Raw genomic sequence first — 14,478 nt, 5'->3', positions numbered from 1 at the left:
TGTAAGCCGTTGTTCCGTGTCAGTGGAGGCGCATTATAGGGAGTTATTCTGAAGTGACAAGTGTAAATTCAAAAAAAAATTCTGACCGTGTTTTTTTTCACCAGCAGCAGTGAAATCCAGCCACAAATTGTTCTATTTGATGTCTCTGCAACCATAAACACGCTTCAGATGGCATACTTATCCGCATGAATAATTAAGGAAGAAGAAAGATGCCCTTAAGTGCACAACAGCTGGCCGCACAAAAAAACCTGTCCTATGTGCTGGCGGAGAAGCTGGCTCAGCTGATCTTAGCGGGTAAATATCTCCCGGGAAGTATCCTGCCGGGTGAGATGGAGCTGGGTGAGCAATTTGGGGTAAGCCGTACAGCCGTTCGTGAAGCAGTGAAAACGTTAACGGCAAAAGGAATGGTGCTGCCGCGTCCGCGGATCGGAACGCGCGTAATGCCTCAGAGCAACTGGAACTTCCTCGATCAGGAGCTGCTCTCATGGTGGATGACCGAAGATAACTTCCATCAGGTTGTGAATCACTTCCTGGTCATGCGCAGCAGCCTCGAACCACAGGCTTGCCTGCTCGCCGCTACGCTTGGCACAGCGGAGCAAAAAGCCCAGCTAAATACCTTAATGGAAGAGATGGTGTGCCTAAAAAAACAGTTCAACCGCGAACGCTGGATTGAAGTGGATATGGCCTGGCATGAACATATATATATGATGAGTGCAAATCCGTTCCTGACCTCTTTTGCGTCATTGTTCCATTCGGTCTACCACACCTACTTCACCTCCATTACGCACGATGAGGTGGTGAAGCTGGATCTGCATCAGGCCATCGTCGATGCTATCCAGGAAAGCGACGGTCAGCGGGCGCTGATCGCGTGTCAGGCACTACTGGCCGCACCAAACCACCAGCAGGTATATAAATGACAGAGAAAAAAGCGCGCAGCATGGCCGGATTGCCGTGGATAGCAGCCATGGCGTTTTTTATGCAGGCACTGGATGCCACTATTCTTAACACAGCCTTACCCGCAATAGCCCAAAGCCTCGGTCGTTCCCCGCTGGCGATGCAGTCAGCCATCATTAGCTATACGCTGACGGTCGCGATGTTAATCCCCGTAAGCGGATGGCTGGCCGACCGCTTCGGCACCCGTAGAGTCTTTATGCTGGCGGTCACGCTGTTCACGCTCGGTTCGCTGGCCTGCGCGCTGTCAACGTCCCTTACCGAGCTGGTTATATTTCGCATATTGCAGGGCATCGGCGGCGCGATGATGATGCCCGTAGCGAGGCTGGCATTGTTGAGAGCCTACCCGCGCAGCGAACTGCTGCCGGTTCTCAACTTCGTGACCATGCCAGGACTAGTGGGGCCAATACTGGGCCCGGTACTCGGCGGAGTATTCGTCACATGGGCAAGCTGGCACTGGATATTCCTGATAAACATCCCGATTGGCGTAGCAGGGTTACTGTATGCGCGTAAGTATATGCCGAACTTCACTACCCCAAGACGCAGCTTCGATATGGGCGGTTTTTTCCTGTTTGGTCTGAGCCTGGTGCTCTTCTCCAGCGGGATGGAGCTGTTTGGAGAGAAGATCGTCGCAACGTGGATAGCGCTAGCGATCATTCTCAGCGGCATCCTGCTGTTCCTTCTTTATATACGTCACGCCCGTCGTCATCCAACGCCGCTTATCTCTTTGTCACTCTTTAATACCCGCACCTTCTCGGTTGGCGTGGCCGGAAATATAGCCTCACGCCTGGGTACAGGGTGCGTGCCGTTCCTGATGCCGCTGATGCTGCAGGTGGGTTTTGGCTACCCGGCACTGATTGCGGGATGCATGATGGCGCCCACCGCGATGGGCTCAATTCTGGCGAAATCAACCGTCACCCAGGTGCTGCGCTGGTTTGGCTATCGTAAGACGCTGGTTGGCGTGACCGTGTTTATCGGTTTGATGATCGCGCAATTCTCGCTGCAATCCGCCGCGCTGCCGATCTGGATGCTGATCCTGCCGCTGTTTGTGCTGGGGATGGCTATGTCGACGCAATTCACGGCCATGAACACCATCACCCTGGCGGACCTGACCGATGATAACGCCAGCAGCGGCAACAGCGTGCTGGCCGTCACGCAGCAGCTGTCGATAAGTCTGGGGGTTGCCGTGAGCGCGGCGGTGCTGCGCTTTTACGAAGGTTTCGACAGCGCAAATACCGTCGAGCAGTTCCACTACACCTTTATTTCGATGGGTGCACTGACCGTTGTCTCGGCATTTGTCTTCATGCTCTTAAAGCCGAAGGACGGCAGAAATCTGATTAAAGAGCGTCATAAAGCGAAGGCTAAGCAGAACCCCGTTCAATCAGAACAGGAGTAAGCTGCAGACGCTGCTGCTGCAGCGAGGGCTGGGCCATACGGTGGATCAACACGTCGATGGCCAGTTCCCCAAGTTCATCTTTAGGCTGATGAATGGTCGTGAGCGGCGGCGTCATGTAGCGCGCCAGCTCAATGTCATCGTAGCCAATAACCGCCATATCGTCCGGAACGCGTAAACCCGCCTGGTACAGCGCCTGATAGGCACCAAACGCCATCGCATCATTACCAATAAACACCGCCTGCGGGCGCTGTTCCTGGGCTATTAGTTTCTGCATTGCCTCAAAGCCACCGTTAAATTCAAAATCAGCGTTGACGCGATACCCATCGGGAATCGTCAGCCCGGCGCGTACCATGGCGCGAAGATATCCCTCCAGGCGCAAGCGCGCGGGCGTTTTATCCAGCGGGCCGGTAATACAGGCGATGCGGGTATGGCCTTTGTCGATCAGGTACTGGGTTGCCATATCGCCTCCCAGCAGCGAGTTATCCTGAATCAGGTCGCTGGTGCCGTCGAACGGCGCCCAGTCCATCATCACGGTAGGAATTGAAGGGTAGCGCTGGATAATGTCTTTCGACGGCTGATGCGTTTCGGTACATAGCAGCAGCAGCCCGTCGACGCGCTTTTGCATCAGCGTTTCGAGGTTGCGGTTCATGCGCTGCTCGTCGCCTTCGGTATTGCACAGCACCAGGCTGTAGCCGCGCTCAAAACAGCTGCGTTCTACGCCGCGCACAAGTTCTGAATAAAACGGATTGGTACTGGCGGTGATCAGCATGCCGATGGTGCGCGTCTGGTTGAGCTTGAGGCTGCGCGCCAGCGCCGACGGCGCATAGTTGAGAGTTTTGATAGCCGCGTCGACTTTTTCCCTAATCGCCTCGCTAACAAAGCGATCGTTATTGATGACGTGGGAGACCGTAGACGTAGAAACGCCCGCCATGCGGGCGACATCTTTCATTGTGGCCAAGCGTTACCCCTGCTGATTTAAAAATTCATCAATCTCTTTACGCCACGGCACGGAAGGCTGAGCGCCTTTGCGCGTCACCGCGATAGCCGCTGCCGCATGCGCAAATCGAATCGCAACGTCCAGGACTTCGCCTTCCAGCAGCGCCGTCACCAGCGCACCGTTAAAGGTATCTCCCGCCGCGATGGTATCGATCGCCTTGACCTTAAACCCAGGCACACGACGGCCTTCACCGTTGATGCTGGCCCACACGCCGCGGCTGCCAAGGGTAATAATCACCGTACCGATGCCTTTATCGTGCAGCGCGCGAGCGGCACGCGCGGCGTCATCATCATTTTCCACGCGAACGCCGGTCAGCTTTTCCGCTTCGGTTTCGTTCGGGGTGATAATGTCCACCAGCGCCAGCAGCTCGTCTGATAATACACGTGCAGGAGCAGGGTTAAGTACCACAGACGTATGATTTTCATGCGCAATTTTGGCCGCAGCCAGTACGCTTTCTACCGGCGATTCCAGCTGCATCAGCAGCGCTTTTGCGCTGGCAATGATTTCACGCTGCGCGTCGACGCGCTCAGTCGTCAGCGCCGCGTTAGCGCCCGCATGAATACCGATAACATTCTCACCTTCTGCGTTGACGAAAATCAGCGCCACGCCGGTTGATTCCCCCTTCACTACGCTAACGGGCGAAATATCAATATTGTCGCTGGCCAGCTGCTTACGCACGCGCTCGCCGGTATCGTCATCGCCCGTACAGGCGATAAAGGCAATATCCGCTCCACTGCGCCCGGCGGCAACCGCCTGATTAGCGCCTTTGCCACCGAACGCCACCTGGTACTGATTGCCGGTGACGGTTTCGCCCGGCGTCGGGAAAGACTCAAGGTTAAGAATGTGATCGGCATTGATACTGCCAAGGACGACAAGCTTGCCTGCGGTTTTCATGATTGGGGGTGTCCATCTGAGAGCGCCACCGGTGTTACCCGGTGGCGTATGCCACACTTTTCTTTTATTGGATGTCCCTCAGGCAGCCAGCGACTGCCTGAATCGCCTGTTACTGCTTGATGACCAGCTTCAGGTCAACAGGGTATTTCGCCTGAACTTTTTCGCCCTTCAGCACTTTGTCGGCAGTCTCAACGCCGGTGGCGCCGATCTGCTCAGGCAGCTGAGCGATGGTCGCAGCCAGTTTGCCATCATTTACCGCTTTTTCACCATCCGGCGTGCCGTCAAATCCGACAACCATCACATCTGATTTACCTGCGGTCTGCAGAGCACGCAGCGCGCCCAGCGCCATTTCATCGTTCTGAGCGAACACGGCCTGCACGTCAGGATGCGCGGTGAGCAGGTTCTGCATAACGTTCAGACCCTTAGTGCGGTCAAAGTCAGCGGGCTGGCTCGCCAGCACGTTAAATTTGTGCGCAGCAACCGCCTGCTGGAAGCCTTCACCGCGTTCACGGGCGGCGGACGTTCCCGCAATGCCCTGCAGTTCAATCACTTTCGCGCCTTCACCGGCTTTCTTGGCAATGTAATCACCGGCAATTTTACCGCCCAGCACGTTATCAGACGCGATGTGGCTAACGACTTCACCTTTAGACGCCTGACGGTCCAGCGTGATCACCGGGATCTTCGCCTGGTTTGCCATCTTAACGGCGTTGCCTACGGCGTCAGAATCGGTTGGGTTGATCAGCAGGATTTTAGTGCCGCGAACGGTCAGGTCCTGAACGTTTGCCAGCTCTTTAGCCGGGTTATTCTGTGAATCCAGCACCACCAGGTTGTAGCCCAGCTTGTCTGCTTCTTTCTGCGCACCGTCCTTCAGGGAGACGAAGAACGGGTTGTTCAGCGTGGAGACAACCAGCGCGATGGTATCTTTCGCCATGGCGTTAGCACTTACGGTTGCGCTCAGCGCGACTGCAGAAACCAGGGTAGCCAGTTTTTTCATGTTCATATCTAAGATGTCCTGTAGTGTCGTCAGTTACTGTTTTTTGTTGTCTACCAGTACCGCCAGCAAAATCACCACTGCCTTAACGATCATCTGGTAATAGGAGGAAACACCTAATAAATTCAAACCATTATTCAGGAAACCAAGGATCAATGCGCCGATCAACGTCCCAACAATGCGACCTTTTCCGCCCGCCAGGCTCGTACCGCCCAGAACAACTGCCGCGATGGCATCCAGCTCATAGCCCGTCCCCGCCGTCGGCTGCGCGGAGGAGAGGCGTGCCACTTCGATGATGCCCGCCAGCGAGGCCAGAAGGCCGCACAGGGAGTAGACGATGATCTTGACTTTATTAACGCTAATGCCGGAGAGGCGCGTTGCCGCTTCGTTACCGCCCAGCGCGTAGATATACCGTCCCAGACGGGTGTGGTGCAGCATGTACCATGCCGCCAGGAAAACGATACCCATGATCCACACCGGCGTTGGGACACCTAAAGGACGGCCAATACCGAACCAGCCGAACAGATCTGCGTTATCCGTAAAGCCGGTGTTCACCGGACTGCCGTTGGTGTAAACCATGGTTACACCGCGCAGGAGCAGCATCATCACCAGCGTTGCGATAAACGCCTGCACGCGGCCTTTTGCGACAATCACGCCGGTAACGGCACCGATAGCCGCGCCGGCGGCCAGCGCCGCGGCAACCGCCACCAGCGCGTTAACTTCAATCCCGACAATTGATGCTGCAATCGCACCGGTAAGCGCCAGCAGGGAACCGACGGACAGATCGATACCCGAGGTCAAAATCACCAGCGTCATCCCCACCGCCATGATGGCGTTTACGGAAGTCTGCTGAAGAATGTTGAACAGGTTATTAACGGTAAAAAAGTTCGGACTCATGGTCGATACAATCGCGATCAGCACCAGCAGGGCGATCAGCGATTTTTGTTCCATCAGCCATGCTTTGGTGAAATAACGGCGACCAGCAACAGCCTGGGTAGTCATCTTCTTACTCCTGATTCACGCGATTAAGCTTGCCCACAGCGGCAGCCATCAGAACTTCCTGGGTGGCCTGCTCGCGAGTAAATTCACCGCCGAGATGCCCTTCATGCATAACGATAATGCGATCGCTCATGCCTAATACTTCTGGCATCTCGGAAGAGACCAGAATGATGCTCAGGCCGTCGGCCTTGAACTGGTTAATGAGCTGGTAGATTTCTTTCTTCGCGCCCACGTCCACGCCGCGGGTTGGCTCGTCGAGGATGAGCACCTTCGGGCGCGTCATCAGCCCGCGCGCAATCGCCACTTTCTGCTGGTTGCCGCCGGACAGCAGGCCGATCGCCTGTTCCATGGAAGGCGTTTTCACGTTAAAGAGGCGGATAAAATCACTGACCGCCTGCTGCTCGTCTTTGTGCTTCAGGCTACCGCCGCTGCGGCTGAAATAGCGCAGCGCCGTAAGCGACATGTTCTCTTTCACGGACATGCCGAGCACCAGACCGTCGCGCTTGCGGTCCTCGGAGATATAGACGATGCCGTTCGCCAGGCCATCCTGCGGCGAACGCGTCACCACCTCGCGGCCGTCGAGCGTAACGTATCCGCTGGTGCGCGGCAGCGCGCCGTATAGCACCTTCATTAGCTCGGTACGGCCCGCGCCCATCAGGCCCGCCACGCCGAGGATCTCGCCCTGGCGCAGGGTAAAGGACACGTCGTTCACGCCCGGCCCGCAAAGGTTATCTACCTTCAGGCGGATCTCGCCAGGCTGCTTGTCCAGATGTGGATACTGATCCTCGAGCTTACGCCCCACCATCATTTCAATCAGCGAATCTTCGGTGAGCGTCGCCACTTCGCGTTCGGCGATGAACTGGCCGTCGCGGAATACGGTCACGTCATCGCAGATCTCGAAGATCTCTTTCATGCGGTGAGAGATATAGACAATCCCGCGCCCCTGCGATTTAAGCTCGCGAATGACGCGGAACAGGGATTCGGTTTCGGTATCGGTCAGGGCGTCGGTCGGTTCATCCATGATGATGACCTTCGACTCAAAGCTCAGCACCTTCGCGATTTCCACCATCTGCTGATCGCCGATGGAGAGATCGCCGACCAGGCGGTCGCTCTTAAAGCGCAGGTTCAGCTTCGCCAGCAGCTTGTCCGCCTCGGCGTACATCGTTTTCCAGTCGATTTTGCCGAACCGGTTAACAAATTCACGGCCAAGGAAAATGTTCTCAGCAATCGTGAGCTGCGGAATGAGGTTCAGCTCCTGGTGGATAATGCCGATGCCCGCTTCCTGCGAAGATTTCGGGCCGTTGAAGGTAGTCTCTTTACCCAGCCACAACAGCGAACCGGCATCGCGCTGGTAGATACCGGTCAACACTTTCATCATGGTGGATTTGCCCGCGCCGTTCTCGCCCACCAGCGCCATGACGCGCCCGGGGTAAACGTTCAGCGCCGCGCCGGAGAGGGCTTTTACGCCCGGGAACGACTTATCGATCCCTTTAAGCTGCAATAATGCGTCCATGATGGCCTCAGAAGGTGACGCCAGCACAGAGAATGACGTTCGCATACGGGGAGCATTCCCCGCTGCGAATCACCGCCTGACTGTCTGCGGTTTGTTTTTTGAAGTCTTCGTGCGTGGTGTAACGAATTTCAATGGTGTTTCCCTGGTGTTGTTGCAGTTGCTTGATGCGGCCAAGCAACGTTTCGTGGAGCTGCGGATTATGTTGTTTGATTTCCGCCGCGAGAATAGCCGTCTCAACCTGCATCTCCGCGGTCACCACGTCCAGTACCTGCATAAACGAGGGCACGCCCTGCGTTAACGCCAAATCAATACGGGTTGTGCTGCGCGGAACCGGCAGGCCTGCATCGCAAACTACCAGCGTATCGGTATGCCCAAGGCGGGAAATAACCGATGAGATCTCTGAGTTGAGTACCGTGCCTTTCTTCATTTTATGCTCCACTAGCGAAACGTTTCGCTGTGGTGAGTTTAATCCGAGGCATGGTCAGAAAACCATCATCACGTAACAGAATTGTGATCGACGTCGAAACGTTTCGCTAAATGAAATGAGCCGGAGGTAAATGTAAAACGGTAACCGTCAGGTTACCGTTTTTTATGTTTGCGCCCTCTCACGTGGGAGAGGGTTGGGGCGAGGTCATCCGCCCACAGAGGACATTAAATCTCGACCTGCGTCCCCAGCTCAATCACGCGGTTAGGCGGGATCTCAAACTGGTCAGGCGCGCGCAGGGCGTTGCGCTGAAGGATAAGGTACAGCTTGCCGCGCAGGCGCAAATACCACGGACGCTTGCCGATGATCAGCGACTCGTGCGACATGAAGAACGAGGTCTCCATCATGCGGCAGCTTAAGCCTTCCAGACCGCAGCGGTGGAAGACCTCCTCCACGTTAGGCGTTTCGCGCCAGCCGTAGCTCGCCACCACGCGCCAGAAGGTCGGCGAGAGCTGCTCAATCTGCACGCGGCGCACGTTATGAACGTAAGGCGCATCTTCGGTACGCAGCGTCAGCAGGATCACGCGCTCGTGCAGCACTTTGTTGTGCTTGAGGTTATGCATCAGCGCAAACGGGATCACGTTCAGCGCACGAGACATATACACCGCCGTACCCGGTACGCGCACCGGCGGGGATTTCTCCAGCGAGGCAATCATGGCCTCCAGAGAGTTACCGTGCTCATGCATGCGGCGCAGCAGGCGGAAGCGTTCGCTTTTCCAGGTGGTCATCACGATAAACATCACCAGGCCAAGCGTCAGCGGCAGCCAGCCGCCGGAGACAATCTTGTCGAGGTTGGCCGAGAACAGCGGCACGTCGATGCACAGGAAGCCCACCAGAATCAGCGCCACGAGGAACTTGTTCCAGTGCCAGTTACGGTACGCAACGGTGGTGGAGAGAATCGACGTCAGCACCATCGTTCCCGTCACGGCGATACCGTATGCGGCCGCCAGGTTACTGGAGTGTTCGAAGCTTACAATCACGATCACCACGGCGAAATAAAGCAGCCAGTTAATGAAAGGAATGTAGATCTGGCCGGACTCCATCTCCGAGGTATGGATGATGCGCATCGGAGACAGGTAGCCCAGACGCACCGCCTGACGGGTCAGCGAGAACACGCCGGAGATGACCGCCTGAGACGCGATAACCGTTGCCAGGGTTGCGAGAACAAGCATGGGGATCAGCGCCCAGTCAGGTGCCAGCAGGAAGAACGGGTTCTTAATGGCTTCCGGATGTTCAAGCAGCAGCGCGCCCTGGCCGAAGTAGTTCAGCACCAGCGACGGGAGCACCACGGTGAACCACGCGACGCGAATCGGCAGTTTGCCAAAGTGCCCCATATCCGCGTACAGAGCTTCCACGCCGGTGATAGAGAGCACCACGGCCCCCAGCGCCACGAAGGAGACCACTTTGTATTCAAGGAAGAAATGAATAGCCCACATCGGGTTCAGCGCATGCAGTACGTCCGGATTGGCAATAATGCTGCGCAGGCCGAGTGCGGCAAGGACAAGGAACCAGGCCAGCATAATCGGCGCAAACAGCTTGCCCACCAGCCCCGTGCCGTGCTTTTGAATTGCGAAAAGCAGCGTTAAAACGATGATAGCAAGCGGGACCACCCACGAATCAAGCTGCGGTGCGACAATCTCCAGCCCCTCAATCGCCGACATGACCGAAATCGCCGGCGTAATGACCACCTCGCCGTAGAAAAAGCTGCCGCCAATCAGGCCAATAATCACCAGCACCGACGTCATTTTGGGGGTAGTGTTGCGCCCGGCAAGGGACATCAGCGTTAAGATACCGCCTTCGCCCGCGTTATCAGCGCGCATGACGAAAGAAAGATATTTCACGGAAACGACAAGGATCAGCAGCCAGAAGATGAGTGACAGGAAGCCAAAGACGGCATCACGTTCAACGCCAAAACCAAACTGACCGGACAGACATTCACGAAGCGTATAAAGCGGGCTGGTGCCGATATCACCGTACACAACCCCGATCGCCGCAAGCGTTATTGCGGGTAATGATTGCTTATTATCAGTGCTCATAGACTAGTCTTTTCGTTTGTATAACAAATGTGTGCTTAGTCCCTTGGCCCACAAAAAGCGCACAGTATGCACGATTAATGGCAAAATCGTACCCCTAAATGCAACCGCGTTAATGTAGCGCAAAGAAAATTGCGCCGCACTTCAGTCTATTACCAGCCCTGAGCGAAACGTCTATACTCGCATCAATTAGCCGCTCCACGGCGAAAGGACGCAAAACTATTATGGCTCACTCACACTTATTAGCAGAAAGAATTTCCCGCCTCAGCAGCGCGCTGGAAAAAGGCCTTTTCGAGCGTAGCCACGCTATTCGCCTTTGCTTACTGGCCGCGCTGAGCGGTGAGAGCGTGTTTTTACTGGGGCCGCCCGGCATTGCGAAAAGCCTGATTGCCCGCCGGTTAAAATTTGCCTTCCAGAACGCCCGCGCATTCGAATATCTGATGACGCGCTTTTCCACCCCGGAAGAGGTCTTCGGCCCGCTGTCCATCCAGGCCCTTAAGGATGAGGGACGTTATCAGCGCCTGACGGAAGGGTATCTCCCGGAAGCGGAGATTGTTTTTCTCGATGAGATCTGGAAAGCGGGCCCGGCCATTCTGAACACCCTGCTAACGGCGATAAATGAACGCCGCTTCCGTAACGGCGCCACTGAAGAAAAAATCCCGATGCGCCTGCTGGTGGCGGCTTCCAACGAGCTGCCCGAAGCCGACAGCAGCCTGGAAGCCTTGTACGACCGCATGCTGATCCGCCTGTGGCTGGACAAGGTGCAGGACAAATCAAATTTCCGCTCGATGCTGGTCAGCCAGCAGGATGAAAATGAAAATCCGGTCTCCGCATCCCTTCAGGTATCGGATGAGGAGTATGCGCAGTGGCAGCAGGACATTGGCAAAATCGCGCTGCCCGACGCCGTATTCGAGCTGATCTTCATGCTGCGCCAGCAGCTGGACCTGCTGCCGTCCGCGCCGTACGTCTCGGACCGCCGCTGGAAAAAAGCAATTCGCCTGCTGCAGGCCAGCGCGCTGTTCAGCGGCCGCGATGCCGTTGCGCCTATCGATCTGATCCTCCTCAAAGATTGCCTGTGGCATGATGCCGAAGGCATGAACCTGATGCAGCAGCAGCTTGAAGTATTGATGACCGGACACGCGTGGGGCCAGCAGTCGATGCTGAACCAGCTGGGCGCGATTACCCAGCGCCGCATCCAGCTTCAGCAGCAGCAAAGCGATAAAACCGCGCTGAAGGTAAGCCGCCTTGGCGGCATGTTCGCGCGCAAAGCCCACTATGAACTGCCCGCAGAACTCACCGACGCAACGCTGACGCTGCTGCTCCAGAAGCCGCTTAAGCTGCACGACATGCAGGTGGTGCACGTTACGATCGAGCGAGACGCGCTGTCCCAGTGGCTCGACAAAGGCGGCGAGATCCGCGGCAAGCTCAACGGGATCGGCTTTGCGCAACCGCTCACGATGGAAGTGGACAGCAGCCAGCATCTGGTGATCCGCGACGTCAGCCTGCAGGGTTCGCGTCTTGCGCTGCCAGGAACTGCCGCCGACAGCGTGCCGGAGGAGATCAAACAGCAGCTCGACGCGCTGGATACCGAATGGCACCAGCAGCACACGCGCTTCAGCGAGCAGCAAAAATGCCTCTTTATTCATAGCGACTGGCTGGGCCGCATCGAAGCCAGCCTGCAGGACGTTAGCGCCCAGATTAAACAGGCGCGTCAATGCTAACGCTGGACACGCTCAACGTGATGCTGGCGGTCAGCGAGGAGGGGATGATCGAGGAGGTGGTCATTACGCTGCTGGCATCGCCGCAGCTGGCGGCCTTCTTTGAAAAATTCCCAAAGCTAAAAAAGGCGATGACCGACGATCTCCCCCGCTGGCGCGATACCCTGCGGCAGCGCTTCAAAGAGACGGAGGTGCCCCCGGAGCTAACCGAAGAAGTCGCGGCCTATCAGCAGTGCCAGCGGCTCTCCACGACGCAGTTTATCGTGCAGCTACCGCAAACCCTGGCGGTGCTCGATACCGTCCACTCCCCGTTTGCAAGCCAGGCGAGAACGCTGGTGACGGAGAACGCCACCTTTACGCCGGCGCTGCATACGTTGTTCCTGCAGCGCTGGCGGCTGAGCCTGGTCGTTCAGGCAACCACGCTCAACCAGCAGCTTCTGGATGAGGAGCGCGAGCAGCTGCTGAGCGAAGTTCAGGAACGAATGACCTTAAGCGGGCAGCTCGAAGAGGTGCTGGTGGAAAATGAAAATGCCGCCGGCCGCCTCTGGGACATGAGCGCCGGCCAGCTGCGGCGCGGCGATTACCAGCTGATCGTCAGGTACGGCGACTTCCTGGCCCAGCAGCCGGAGCTGATGAAGCTCGCCGAACAGCTGGGCCGCTCGCGGGAGGCTAAATCCGTCCCAAAGAAAGACGCACCGATGGAAACGTTCCGCACGCTGGTGCGCGAACCGGCCACCGTGCCGGAGCAGGTGGATGGCTTACAGCAAAGCGACGACATACTGCGCCTTTTGCCTACGGAGCTGAGCACGCTGGGCATGACCGAACTGGAATATGAGTTTTATCGTCGGCTGGTGGAAAAACAGCTGCTTACCTATCGCCTGCACGGCGAGGCCTGGCGCGAGAAGATTAGCCAGCGCCCGGTCATTCATCAGGATTTTGACGAGCAGCCGCGCGGGCCTTTTATCGTCTGCGTGGATACGTCCGGTTCAATGGGCGGATTCAACGAGCAGTGCGCAAAAGCGTTCTGCCTGGCGCTGATGCGCGTCGCGCTCGCGGATCGGCGACGCTGCTTTATCATGCTGTTTTCGAGCGACATCGTGGCCTACGAACTGACAAACATGCAGGGCCTTGAGCAGGCGATCCGCTTTTTGAGCCAGCGCTTTCGCGGCGGCACCGATCTGGCCAGCTGTTTTCGCAGCATCATTGAACGCATGCAGGGCGGAGAGTGGTATGACGCTGACGCGGTGGTCATTTCTGATTTTATTGCCCAGCGGCTGCCGGATGATGTGGTAAATAAAGTGAAGGAGCTACAGCGGGTGCATCAGCACCGCTTCCACGCCGTGGCGATGTCCGCCCACGGCAAACCCGGCATCATGCGCATCTTCGATCACATCTGGCGCTTTGACACCGGGCTGCGTAGCCGCCTGCTGAGGCGCTGGCGGCGGTAATTAATTAAAGAAGAGAACCGACGCTTTCGCGAACCTGCAGTGGCCACACGCCGCACTGAACCTGGCCGATGTGATCCAGCTGCAGTAACAGCATCGTCAGGCGAGACTGACCAATACCGCCGCCAATAGTCTGCGGCATTTCACCGCGCAGCAGCGCCTGGTGCCACTCCAGCTTGAGGCGATCTTCGTCGCCGGTCACCGCCAGCTGGCGCTTAAGCGCGTCGGCGTCCACGCGAATGCCCATTGAAGAGAGTTCGAAGGCATCTTCCAGCACCGGGTTCCAGACCAGAATATCGCCGTTCAGACCGGCAAGTTCGCCCTCGCCCACGGTGCTCCAGTCATCATAATCCGGCGCACGAACGTCGTGACGCTTACCGTCAGAAAGCTTGCCGCCGATCCCAATCAGGAACACGGCCCCTAGCTCTTTAGCGATGGCACGCTCGCGGCCTTTCGCATCAAGATCCGGGAAGCGGCTCAACAGCTCCTGGCTGTGTACAAAGTGGATTGTTTCCGGCAGGAACGGTGCCAGACCAAACGCTTTGCTGACTGCCGCTTCGGTGGCTTTGATCCCGGCGTAAATCGCTTCAACGGTCGCTTTCAGCGTGCCGAGATGACGCTCGCCGTCCCCCATCACCCGCTCCCAGTCCCACTGGTCGACGTAAACAGAATGAATGGCCGTCAGGCGGTCTTCATCGGGGCGAAGGGCTTTCATGTGCGTGTAAAGCCCTTCGCCCGCGCTGAAGTCGTGTTGTCCCAGGGTTTGACGCTTCCACTTCGCAAGGGAATGAACCACTTCGAACTGGGCGTCTGGCAGTGTTTTCACTTTCACCTGTACCGCTTTTTCGCATCCAGACAAGTTATCCTGCGTCCCGTCACCCACGCGGCTAAGAATCGGAGCCTGTACTTCAATAAGGCCAAGCTTTTCTTCCAGCTGGCGAGAAAAATGGGATTTTACGAAACTGATCTGGCGTTGTTTTGCGATGTAAGCGGTTTTCATTATTTTACTCCTGCGTCCTGTTGGTAATGATTAAGCAACAGAACCGGTGCTTAATTC

12 protein-coding genes are annotated in these 14,478 nt (G+C 56.7%); 4 read left to right on the top strand and 8 right to left on the bottom strand.

Going from position 1 to position 14,478, the window contains the following annotated elements; genetic code table 11:
• Positions 1 to 209: 209 nt before the first annotated feature.
• Both DBY73_RS17895 and mdtD read left to right on the top strand, forming a co-directional pair.
• Positions 210 to 917: a FadR/GntR family transcriptional regulator gene (locus DBY73_RS17895; protein WP_112012405.1), complete on the top strand. Its 708-nt coding sequence runs from the start codon at positions 210 to 212 to the stop codon at positions 915 to 917.
• Entirely contained in the window at positions 914 to 2,347 is a 1,434-nt protein-coding gene (gene mdtD, locus DBY73_RS17890; RefSeq protein ID WP_112012404.1) for a multidrug transporter subunit MdtD, read from the top strand. The genes DBY73_RS17895 and mdtD overlap by 4 nt, the downstream gene beginning before the upstream one ends.
• Here mdtD and rbsR read toward each other — a convergent pair.
• The 7 genes from rbsR to kup all read right to left on the bottom strand — a co-directional run bounded on the left by rbsR (position 2,313) and on the right by kup (position 10,261).
• The gene (rbsR, locus tag DBY73_RS17885) at positions 2,313 to 3,305 is read right to left on the bottom strand and encodes a ribose operon transcriptional repressor RbsR (protein WP_112012403.1); all 993 of its coding nucleotides are present in this window, start codon (positions 3,303 to 3,305) and stop codon (positions 2,313 to 2,315) included. The two genes, mdtD and rbsR, sit on opposite strands and share 35 nt — an antisense overlap.
• Before the next feature lie 3 nt (positions 3,306 to 3,308).
• Entirely contained in the window at positions 3,309 to 4,238 is a 930-nt protein-coding gene (gene rbsK, locus DBY73_RS17880) for a ribokinase (RefSeq protein WP_112012402.1), read from the bottom strand.
• 109 nt (positions 4,239 to 4,347) lie between these two features.
• A complete protein-coding gene (gene rbsB, locus DBY73_RS17875) occupies positions 4,348 to 5,238 on the bottom strand; it encodes a ribose ABC transporter substrate-binding protein RbsB (RefSeq protein ID WP_023333911.1) in 891 nt (296 codons plus the stop codon).
• Between the two features lie 27 nt (positions 5,239 to 5,265).
• Positions 5,266 to 6,231, bottom strand: a complete 966-nt coding sequence (rbsC, locus tag DBY73_RS17870; RefSeq protein WP_112012401.1) for a ribose ABC transporter permease — start codon at positions 6,229 to 6,231, stop codon at positions 5,266 to 5,268.
• 4 nt (positions 6,232 to 6,235) lie between these two features.
• Positions 6,236 to 7,741 carry a ribose ABC transporter ATP-binding protein RbsA gene (rbsA, locus tag DBY73_RS17865; RefSeq protein WP_112012400.1) on the bottom strand — a complete coding sequence of 502 codons (1,506 nt, stop codon included), beginning with the start codon at positions 7,739 to 7,741 and terminating at the stop codon, positions 6,236 to 6,238.
• A gap of 7 nt (positions 7,742 to 7,748) precedes the next feature.
• On the bottom strand, positions 7,749 to 8,168 hold the full coding sequence (gene rbsD, locus DBY73_RS17860; protein ID WP_112012399.1) for a D-ribose pyranase: 420 nt from the start codon (positions 8,166 to 8,168) through the stop codon (positions 7,749 to 7,751).
• 224 nt (positions 8,169 to 8,392) lie between these two features.
• Positions 8,393 to 10,261 carry a low affinity potassium transporter Kup gene (gene kup, locus DBY73_RS17855; protein WP_112012398.1) on the bottom strand — a complete coding sequence of 623 codons (1,869 nt, stop codon included), beginning with the start codon at positions 10,259 to 10,261 and terminating at the stop codon, positions 8,393 to 8,395.
• 221 nt (positions 10,262 to 10,482) lie between these two features.
• Between kup and ravA the strand changes: the two genes are divergently transcribed.
• Complete coding sequence (gene ravA, locus DBY73_RS17850; protein WP_112012397.1) at positions 10,483 to 11,979, top strand: ATPase RavA; 1,497 nt, start codon at positions 10,483 to 10,485, stop codon at positions 11,977 to 11,979.
• Positions 11,973 to 13,424, top strand: a complete 1,452-nt coding sequence (gene viaA, locus DBY73_RS17845; protein WP_112012396.1) for an ATPase RavA stimulator ViaA — start codon at positions 11,973 to 11,975, stop codon at positions 13,422 to 13,424. The genes ravA and viaA overlap by 7 nt, the downstream gene beginning before the upstream one ends.
• A 4-nt stretch (positions 13,425 to 13,428) precedes the next feature.
• Here viaA and asnA read toward each other — a convergent pair whose 3' ends face one another.
• On the bottom strand, positions 13,429 to 14,421 hold the full coding sequence (gene asnA / locus DBY73_RS17840) for an aspartate--ammonia ligase (protein WP_112012395.1): 993 nt from the start codon (positions 14,419 to 14,421) through the stop codon (positions 13,429 to 13,431).
• Positions 14,422 to 14,478 lie beyond the last annotated feature (57 nt).

Origin of the sequence: Enterobacter sp. RIT418 (genome assembly GCF_003057745.1) — a bacterium.
Classification (GTDB): Bacteria; Pseudomonadota; Gammaproteobacteria; order Enterobacterales; family Enterobacteriaceae; genus Enterobacter.
Note: the sequence above shows the minus strand (reverse complement) of the source record. Positions and strands in the feature narration are given on the sequence as shown.